This window comes from Actinoplanes sp. NPDC051405, from assembly GCF_055586185.1.
This window is the reverse complement of sequence record NZ_JBVJIR010000015.1, coordinates 271664-280002: the sequence shown is the minus strand read 5'-3', so window position 1 is coordinate 280002 and position 8339 is coordinate 271664. Positions and strand designations below refer to the sequence as shown.

General features: G+C 69.9%; 8 protein-coding genes. 4 read left to right on the top strand and 4 right to left on the bottom strand.

The window, feature by feature from the left end:
• The first annotated feature begins 155 nt into the window (after positions 1-155).
• The gene (gene thrS, locus ACZ6S4_RS30440) at positions 156-1379 is read left to right on the top strand and encodes a threonine--tRNA ligase (protein WP_465478200.1); all 1224 of its coding nucleotides are present in this window, start codon (positions 156-158) and stop codon (positions 1377-1379) included.
• 8 nt (positions 1380-1387) lie between these two features.
• On the opposite strand, the gene ACZ6S4_RS30435 is transcribed toward thrS, so the two are convergent.
• The 3 genes from ACZ6S4_RS30435 to rox form a co-directional block, all read right to left on the bottom strand.
• Complete coding sequence (locus ACZ6S4_RS30435; RefSeq protein ID WP_465478199.1) at positions 1388-1969, bottom strand: GNAT family N-acetyltransferase; 582 nt, start codon at positions 1967-1969, stop codon at positions 1388-1390.
• A 616-nt stretch (positions 1970-2585) separates the two neighbouring features.
• Positions 2586-2984 (bottom strand): MmcQ/YjbR family DNA-binding protein, encoded by a 399-nt coding sequence (locus tag ACZ6S4_RS30430; RefSeq protein WP_465478198.1) that lies wholly within the window; start codon positions 2982-2984, stop codon positions 2586-2588.
• Positions 2985-3609: 625 nt separating this feature from the next.
• Complete coding sequence (gene rox, locus ACZ6S4_RS30425; protein ID WP_465478197.1) at positions 3610-5049, bottom strand: rifampin monooxygenase; 1440 nt, start codon at positions 5047-5049, stop codon at positions 3610-3612.
• 255 nt (positions 5050-5304) lie between these two features.
• Here rox and ACZ6S4_RS30420 point away from each other — a divergent pair, with 255 nt between their 5' ends.
• A complete protein-coding gene (locus ACZ6S4_RS30420) occupies positions 5305-6864 on the top strand; it encodes an FAD-dependent monooxygenase (protein ID WP_465478196.1) in 1560 nt (519 codons plus the stop codon).
• On the opposite strand, the gene ACZ6S4_RS30415 is transcribed toward ACZ6S4_RS30420, so the two are convergent.
• Positions 6818-7282, bottom strand: a complete 465-nt coding sequence (locus tag ACZ6S4_RS30415; protein WP_465478195.1) for a hypothetical protein — start codon at positions 7280-7282, stop codon at positions 6818-6820. The two genes, ACZ6S4_RS30420 and ACZ6S4_RS30415, sit on opposite strands and share 47 nt — an antisense overlap.
• Before the next feature lie 106 nt (positions 7283-7388).
• Here ACZ6S4_RS30415 and ACZ6S4_RS30410 point away from each other — a divergent pair, with 106 nt between their 5' ends.
• Together ACZ6S4_RS30410 and ACZ6S4_RS30405 are read left to right on the top strand one after the other, a co-directional pair.
• Positions 7389-7892: a pyridoxamine 5'-phosphate oxidase family protein gene (locus tag ACZ6S4_RS30410; protein ID WP_465478194.1), complete on the top strand. Its 504-nt coding sequence runs from the start codon at positions 7389-7391 to the stop codon at positions 7890-7892.
• Between the two features lie 37 nt (positions 7893-7929).
• The gene (locus ACZ6S4_RS30405) at positions 7930-8337 is read left to right on the top strand and encodes a YciI family protein (protein WP_465478193.1); all 408 of its coding nucleotides are present in this window, start codon (positions 7930-7932) and stop codon (positions 8335-8337) included.
• Positions 8338-8339: the final 2 nt, after the last annotated feature.

Here is an 8339-nt window from a genome sequence, read left to right as displayed (position 1 = left end):
CGCACCGCCACCTACCCCCCCCCCCCCCCCCCCCCTCCCCCCCCGCCCCCCCCCCCCCCCCCCCCCCCCCCCCCCCCCCCCCCCCCCCCCCCCCCCCCCCCCCCACGTCCGTCGTCCCTGGGCCGGTCGCCGGGCCCGCACCCAGGGAGAAACCGATGCACGTGGACCACCGCAAACTCGGCCGTGAACTCGACATCTTCGACTCCGACCCGCTGATCGGCGCGGGCCTGCCGTTCTGGCTACCGGCCGGCGCCGCCGCCCGCCACGAGGTCGAGAGCTACCTGTACGACCTCGAACGGCGCGCCGGCTACCAGCACGTCTACTCACCCGTGCTGGGCAAACGCGCGATGTACGAGCTGTCCGGGCACTGGCGCAACTTCGCCGACGACATGTTCCCGCCCATGCACCTGGGCGACGAACTGGTCCTGCGGCCCAGCCTGTGCCCGCACCACGCCCTGATCTTCAAGGCGCGGGCCCGCTCGTACCGTGACCTGCCGCTGCGCCTGGCCGAGATCGGCGGCATGTACCGCGCCGAACGCTCCGGGGTGCTCGGCGGCCTCAGCCGGGTCCGGGCGATCTCGCTCAACGACGCGCACACCTTCTGCCCGGTGTCCCAGGTCGGCCAGGAGGTCTCGGCCGTGCTGGGCCTGATCCGCCAGGCCCACGCGGCGCTGGGCCTGAAGGTGTCGTCGTACCAGCTGTCCCTGCGCGGCCCCGGCGGCAAGTACGCCGGCGCGGACGACGACTGGGACCAGGCCGAACGGCTGCTGCGCGAGGCCCTGGACGCCGCCGAGGTGCCGTACGAGGCAGTCGAGGGCGAAGCCGCGTTCTACGGCCCGAAGATCGACATCCAGATCGCCGACCCGGCCGGCCGCGAATCCACCCTGTCGACCATCCAGATCGACTTCCACCAGCCGGCCCGGTTCGACCTGTCCTACACCGATTCGGCCGGCGCGAAGGCCCGCCCGGTGATGGTGCACCGCAGCCTGGTCGGGTCGATGGAACGGCTGTTCGCGGCTCTGCTGGAGATTCACGCCGGGGTGTTCCCGGTCTGGTACTCGCCGGTGCAGATCAGCGTGGTGCCGATCGGGGCCGAGCAGGACAAGGCGGCCGAGGACTTCGCCCGGGAGGCGATCGAGGCGGGACTGCGGGTGCAGGTCGACCGGGACGGCACCGTGGGAGCGCGGATCCGGGATGCCGCGCGGCGGAAGGTTCCGTACGTGGCGGTGATCGGTCCTCGGGAGCAAGCCGAAGGGCTGGTGGCGTTGCGGCTGCGCGACGGGCGGCAGGTGCCGGCTATGTCCCGGGCGGAGGCTGTGGGGTTGGTCCGGGCGGTGGCGGCGGCGCGGTCGCACGAGTTGCTGCCGGCCGAGGGCTGAGGCCGATGTCAGGGCAGCGGCGGGCCCGCCTGCTGCTGCCCTGTCCGCCATTCCTGGGCCAGGACGGCGAAGACGAGTTGGTCCGCCCACGTGCCGCGGAACAGGTAACTCTCCACGTGGTGGGCCTCCTGACGCATGCCGAGCCGGGTCATCAGGCGGGCGGACGCCGCGTTGCCGCTGTGACACCGGGCGTAGACACGGTGCAGGCCGAGCTCGTTGAAGCCCCAGTTCAGGAGGGCCGCTGCCGCTTCCGTGGCCAGCCCACGGCCCCCGTGGTCGGGATGGAAGACGTAACCGAGTTCGGCAGTCCGGTCCCGCTCACTGCGCCAGACCAGCTCCACGGTCCCGACAACTCCGGCCTCGGTTGTCGCGGCCAGGGTCAGGCAGTCGCCCTCGGCCCGCAGCACGTCCTCGTCCACCATGGCCAGCACCGAGGCCCGTGACTGCTCGCGGGTACGCGGCTCGGCCCCGGCCATCCACTGGACGACGTCGGGTCGGCTCTGCCAGGCGTGGACGTCGTCGAGGTCATCCACCGTGACGGGCCGCAGAGCGAGGCGCGGCGTCCGCATCGGATAGGTCGGCTGGAACATCAGCCGATCGTAGGGCCGACTGTCCGGTCCCTGTGAATCTGACAACGTGGGCCTCCGTTGAGCTGGGGTTATTGGATGCATCGGGTCGTCCATCCGGCGTCGGGTCCGCCGTATCTGATAGGAGCGAATTCGGGGTTGGTCGCTCCGAAGGCGTGTGCGTCGATCATCTGGGTCGATCCATTCGTGCACGGCCAGCGCTCCGCCTCGGCCCGAGCGTCGAAGATGCCGAAGGGGATGACCTTGCCGCGGTCATCGGCATCGGCCTCGACGGCGGCGTCGCCGTGGACGGCGGTCTCGCGATCCTGCGCTTGACCAGCCCATCTTGCTGTCGGAGCCCTTCATCGCACCGCACTGCCAAGTCAGGGCGCGGTACCGACCGGCGAGGTAGTTACGACCGGCTACGGAGAGACCAGCAATGCGGGCTTCCCCAACGAACGACGCGATGTCTTCCTCGATGTCACGCCGCGGTGGACCTGCGAAGGCATCTACCAGTTCGTGAAGCAGATCACGTCCGGAATGAACTGCATCCGCAAATCCGGCCAGACGGCCGGAGCATGCGGCACTGGGTGATGTCGTCATCGGAATCGTCTGGCAACGTGGGGAAGTAGCCGGCGGTTCATCCACCTGCCTTCAGCCGGAGCGCGAGGCGGCGGGGCGCCTGCACGCGATAGCTGTCCGTCACCAGCTCGGCAACCTCGACCCAGTCCGTCTCGTCGTCCAGCACCATTCCCACGACATTTACAGCCCAATCGGCCCGGAAGAACGGAGGGCCGGCATGCGCCAGCGCGGCCAACTCTCCGGGCGGCGCCCGGAAGGTCATCAGGATGGCCGGATCATCCAGATCGATGTACGCCGACCGCCTCTCGTCGGTGGTGTAGACGTGCAGGAACGTCCGCCGGCGAATCCGCCACCGCAGGCCGATCCACGCCGGCTCCTCGTACGCCTCGGGCAGTTCCCCGCAGATCACCCGGAGCCGGCCCACAACGGCGGGTGGAACGTCCGCGATGTCGCTCATCTGTACCTCCCGCGCCCATCCTCCCCGCCGGGTATGACATCAGCACATCAGAGTCTCCGGGGTTGGCGGGGCCGCGCCGACGTCATAGGACTATCGGGCCCAGCTCGGAGGCCTCTTCGGCAACGGTGCCCTCACGAGGAAGGAGACTCTTCGTGAGCTTGTCAACGTCCAGGTCCCTGACCTGCAGGAAGTGTCTGATGAGAGTTGCGGCTGCCATTCCGATGGGTCGGCCCGAGGGCCCCCCAACCGGGGGCCGTCAGCCGACGTTTGTCAGTTTCGCCGGGCGCCCTGTCAGGTCGGTGGTCCAGAGTGTCGGTTCCCAGGGACATTGTCACTTACGGCGGGACCGGACACCGGCGGACGAGCCAGTGTCTTCACCACCCGTCTTCATTACACCATAACTGTCATTATGGTGCACTGGCGTTTTGTCCGTTCACTGAGCGCTCCGCGGATTACCGGATTATCGATAATGGCAATCCGGTAATCCACGGACGACGCGGTCGCGCTCGGAACGCCGACGATCCGCAGGAGACCGTCGGCGTCTTCCGTAGGACGGCCTGAGGCAAGGCCGGCTGGCCGGGCCGATCGAGGGGGCGCCGCTATCGCTGATAGAAAGCCGTCCTGCTCAGAGGGCAGGCGTACCGAACCAGCGCGACAGCTGCGCATCCAGGTCCTGCTGGTCGTCCCCGAGCCAAGCGACGTGACCGTCGGACCGCAACAGCAACCCCGGAACGGACACCGCCGCAGTCGGGTCCGCGAGGTAGTCCACCCGATCCGCCCAACCGCCGACGCTCAGCCGTTCGGTCCGGTCCAGCAGCAGCCCCCGACCACGATGCAGCAGCTCGTAGAGCCGCCCCTGCTTCACCTCGACATCCCGCAGACGGCGACCGACCAGATCGGACCCCGCCCCGAAGTCGTACCGGATGCCGATCGCGGTGATCTTCTCGATCAGGTGGCGGTTCACCTCGTCGAAGTCCATCAGCTCGCTGAGCAGCCGGCGCACCGCCTGCGCCCCCGGCTCGGGCGACGACAACGCCATCTGGGCGCGGGTGTTGTCCAGCACCTGCGCCGCCACCGGATGACGTTCAGCCTGGTACGTGTCCAGCAACGACTCCGGCGCCCAGCCGCGTACCTGGGCCGCCAACTTCCAGCCGAGGTTGACCGCATCCTGCACGCCCAGGTTGAGGCCCTGCCCACCCGCCGGCGGATGGATGTGTGCCGCGTCGCCGGCCAGCAGTACTCGTCCCACCCGGTAACGCTCGGCCAGCCGGGTCGCGTCGCCGAAACGGGACAGCCAGCGCGGGGAGTGCACGCCGAAGTCCGTCCCGGCGACCGTGCGCAGCTCCTGCCGGAAATCCTCGATCGTCGGTGCTTCCGCGCTCTCGCTGACCTTCGCGGCGGGCACCACGACGCGATACACGCCGTCGCCGAAGGGCTGGAGGCTGAACGACTTGTGGGTGTCGCGGACCGAAGTCACCGTGGCGGCGATTTCCTCCGGCGTCACCCCCACTTCCATCTCGCCCATCAGGGTGTCGGTCCGGGACGGCTCGCCGGGGAACGCGACAGCGAGCAGCTTGCGCACGGTGCTGCGGGCGCCGTCGCAGCCGACGAGATAACGCGACCGCACGCGTTCACCGCCGGCCAGTTCGACACTCACGCCGTCGTCGTCCTGCTGGAGACCGGTCACCGCGCAGCCGCGGCGGATCTGGGCGCCCAGGGTGGTCGCGTGTTGTTCGAGCAGGTCGACGATGACCGGCTGCGGAATGCCCAGGAGGTAGGCGTGGGCGGAATCCAGGCCCGGCGGTACGGGCTTGGTGATGGCGGCGAAGAAGCCGGCGGCCGGACGCTGTCGCGCGCGTTCGCGGATGCGTTCCAGCAGACCGCGCATCGCCATCAGCTCGATGCTGCGGATATGCAGGCCGACGATGCGGACGAACGACACGGGCTCGGTTTCCTGCTCCAGGACGAGGACCCGTACGTCGTGCAGCCGCAGTTCGGCGGCCAGCATCGCGCCGGTCGGACCGCAGCCGGCGATGATCACGTCGAACGTGAGGGACGGGTGCATAGGTGACTGCCTTTCGGGAGTGCCTGTGGTCAGGCGCTCCCGGCGACAGCTACGTCAGTCGCCCGGCCGTGACGAGAGGGGGAGCACCCACAGCGATACAGCGTTCATGGGTCTCACCTCCTCGGGCAGCGTCACGATCGTTCGCAAGCTACAAGTCGCACCCGTCGGCGTCGACCCAATTATCTCACGAGCGCCGTTTCCGACGACCACGGGTGGTGGCGTTCGACCTGGTCAGCCGCCGCTATGGTGCCCGGCATGTCAGCTGATGAGGTGATCATCGCGGGTGGCGGCCCGGTCGGGTTGCTGCTGGCCGGCGAACTGATGCTCGCCGGTGTGCGCCCGGTCGTGCTGGAGCAGTTGCCCGAGCCCAGCACGGCGTACAAGGCCAATGCTCTGGTCGGTCAGGTGGTGCGTTTCCTGGACCACCGGGGGCTTCTCAGCGAGCGGCCGCAGGCCGCTCCGGCTTTCCTGTTCGGTGCGCTGCCGTTGAGACTGTCCGGCCTGGCCGGCAATCCCTTGTACGGCCTGCAGATCCGCCAGGCGCAGCTGGAGGCGTTGCTGGAGCAGCGGGCCCGGGAGCTGGGCGTGGACCTGCGGCGCGGGCACCGGTTGCTGGAGCTGCGGCAGGACGACGACGGTGTCTCCGTACAGGTGCAGGGCCCGGACGGCGCCTACGAGATGCGTACCGGTTATCTGGTCGGATGCGACGGCGCGCGCAGCGGCGTCCGCAAGCAGATCGGGGTTTCGTTCGCCGGCCATACCGATCCGGGCGTCGTCTCGCGGGCCGCCCACGTGAGCGTCCCGGCGTCGTCGATCAGCACCGAAGCCGCCGCCGTCGTGCTGCCCAGCGGCGAGCGGATCGGCCTGTACGCCTGGCACCGCACCGAACGCGGCGCCTACGTGGTGGTGCCGCACGGGCCCGGTGTCCTGATGGTGTCGGTGATCGAGTGGAACGGTCCCGCGCCGGACGACGACGTCCCGGTCAGCCTCGACGAGGTACGCGACAGCCTGCACCGGGTCCTCGGGCAGGACCTGCCGCTGGCCGCACCGACGACGCCGGGGCCGCACCTGCTGCGCCGCGGGTACGTCGCCAACACCCGGATAGCGACCTCGTACCGTCAGGGCCGGGTCTTCCTCGCCGGTGACGCCGCCCACGTGCATCCCTCGGTCGGCGCGCCCGGACTCAACCTCGGGTTGCAGGACGCGGCCAACCTCGGCTGGAAAGTCGCCGCTCAGGTGCACGGCTGGGCACCGCCGGGACTGCTCGACAGTTACCACGCCGAACGTCAACCGGCCGCCGAGCGGGTCACCATGCAGACCCAGGCCCAGCTGGCGCTGATGTCCCCCGGTCCCGCGGTCACCGCATTGCGCCACGTCGTCGGCGAGCTGCTCGACCTTCCCGGGGTCACCGGGCACATCGCTGGGCTGATGGCCGGCTCGGACGTCGCGTACCGGATGCACACCGGCACCGCCTATGCGATGACCGGGCGGTTCGCGCCGGAGCTCGACCTGCGGATCGGCAGCCGGGCCACCCGCCTCGCCGAGCTCCTGCGGGCGGGCCGGCCGCTGCTGGTGGACCTCACCGGCTCGGGATACCTGGCCGATCTGATCGGAGGGTGGCGCGACCGCGTCGACCTGATCAACGCCCACGCGCGAACACCACAGGCCGAGGCCCTGCTGATCCGCCCGGACGGCTACGTCGCGTGGGCCCTTGGCCCGGACGGCACCGACGGACTCCTCGACGCTCTGACGACCTGGTTCGGCGCCCCTAATCCGCATTCAGCAGCCGGGTCAGGCGGTCCAGGCCACTCCTGATCAGCTGCCCGTACCCGTCGTCGCCGAGCGCGCTGATCCCCGCCTGCGCCTGCCGCAGCTGGTCCCGGGCCGGGCCGAACTCGCCGAGCTTGCGGTAGCACTCGGCCAGGTTGAGGTGCAGCGACGGATACAGGCCGGCCGCCGTCAGCGGCACCCCGGCCTCGGCGACCCGGGCGTCGGTGAGCTGATCGGCCGCCGCCAGCGCGCGCTGGTCCCAGATCAGTTCCTGCCGGACGTCGTCCTGCACGTCGGCCATGGCGTGCGCGAGGACGCAGACGTGCAGCGGGTCGCCGCGTTCGCCGCCGATCTCGTCCCAGATCCGGGCGAACACCTCCCGGGCGGCGTCCGGCCGGCCCTGGTGATGGTGCAGCTCCACGCCCCGGGCGATGCGGGCGAGGGTGGGGTCGGTGTCCGTCACCGGAAAATTCTGAACTCGGTGAGCGTCGCGTGTCGAGAACCTCCGGGCGGCTGCGTCCCAGGGGACACGGCGGCCACCACCGGCGGCCGGGGACGAGGAAAGAGGCATGACCGTGCACCAGGATGAGATCACCGAGGTTCTGCACCGGCCGCTCAGCCAGGAGATGCTGTCCCGGGACCTGACCCGGCTGGCGTACGTCGCCAAGGACGGCACCCCCCGCAACGTGCCGATCGCGTTCACCTGGGACGGCTCGCAGATCGTCATGTGCACCAGCAAGAACGCCCCGAAGCTGCCCGCCCTGCGGGTCAACCCGATGGTCGCGCTGACCATCGACACCGAGGTGCACCCGCCCAAGATCCTGCTCATCCGCGGCCGGGCCGAGCTCGACGTCGTCGACGGCATCCCGCAGGAGTACCTGCAGATGAACGGCTCCTACACCATGACCGCCGAGCAGCGGGTGCAGTGGGAGGCGGAGGTGCGCTCCCTGTACGACGGCATGGTCCGCATCGTGGTGACACCGACCTGGGCCAAGCTCATCGACTTCGAGACGACGTTGCCCAGCGCCGTCGAGGAACTGGTGCGGCAACGCGAGGAACGGCAGCGGGCCTGAGCACAATGAGCCGTACCCGTACCGACAGGAGACCGTGATGGCCAAGTATCTGCTGCTCAAGCACTACCGGGGCGCGCCGGCACCGCCCAACGACGTGCCCATGGACCAGTGGACCCCGCAGGAGGTGTCGGCTCACCTGCAGTACATGCGTGACTTCGCCGCCCGGCTCGAGAGCACCGGCGAGTTCGTCAGCGAACAGGCGCTCGCCCCGCAGGGCACGTTCGTGCGGTCCGACGGCGAGGGACGCCCGCCGATCACCGACGGCCCGTTCGCCGAGACCAAAGACCTGATCGCCGGCTGGATGATGATCGACGTCGACAGCTACGAGCGGGCTCTGGAACTGGCCGCCGAACTGTCCGCCGCGCCGGGGGCCGGCGGCAAGCCGATCCACGAGTGGCTCGAACTGCGCCCGGCCTACACCGAGCCCGAGACCATCACGGAGTGAGA

Excerpts from the sequence above, each read along its gene's own strand:
- ACZ6S4_RS30405 (WP_465478193.1), top strand. The coding sequence starts at position 7,930 with ATGGCCAAGTATCTGCTGCTCAAGCACTACCGGGGCGCGCCGGCACCG.
- ACZ6S4_RS30410 (WP_465478194.1), top strand. The coding sequence starts at position 7,389 with ATGACCGTGCACCAGGATGAGATCACCGAGGTTCTGCACCGGCCGCTC.
- ACZ6S4_RS30430 (WP_465478198.1), bottom strand. The coding sequence starts at position 2,984 with ATGAGCGACATCGCGGACGTTCCACCCGCCGTTGTGGGCCGGCTCCGG.
- thrS (WP_465478200.1), top strand. The coding sequence starts at position 156 with ATGCACGTGGACCACCGCAAACTCGGCCGTGAACTCGACATCTTCGAC.
- rox (WP_465478197.1), bottom strand. The coding sequence starts at position 5,049 with ATGCACCCGTCCCTCACGTTCGACGTGATCATCGCCGGCTGCGGTCCG.
- ACZ6S4_RS30435 (WP_465478199.1), bottom strand. The coding sequence starts at position 1,969 with ATGTTCCAGCCGACCTATCCGATGCGGACGCCGCGCCTCGCTCTGCGG.
- ACZ6S4_RS30420 (WP_465478196.1), top strand. The coding sequence starts at position 5,305 with ATGTCAGCTGATGAGGTGATCATCGCGGGTGGCGGCCCGGTCGGGTTG.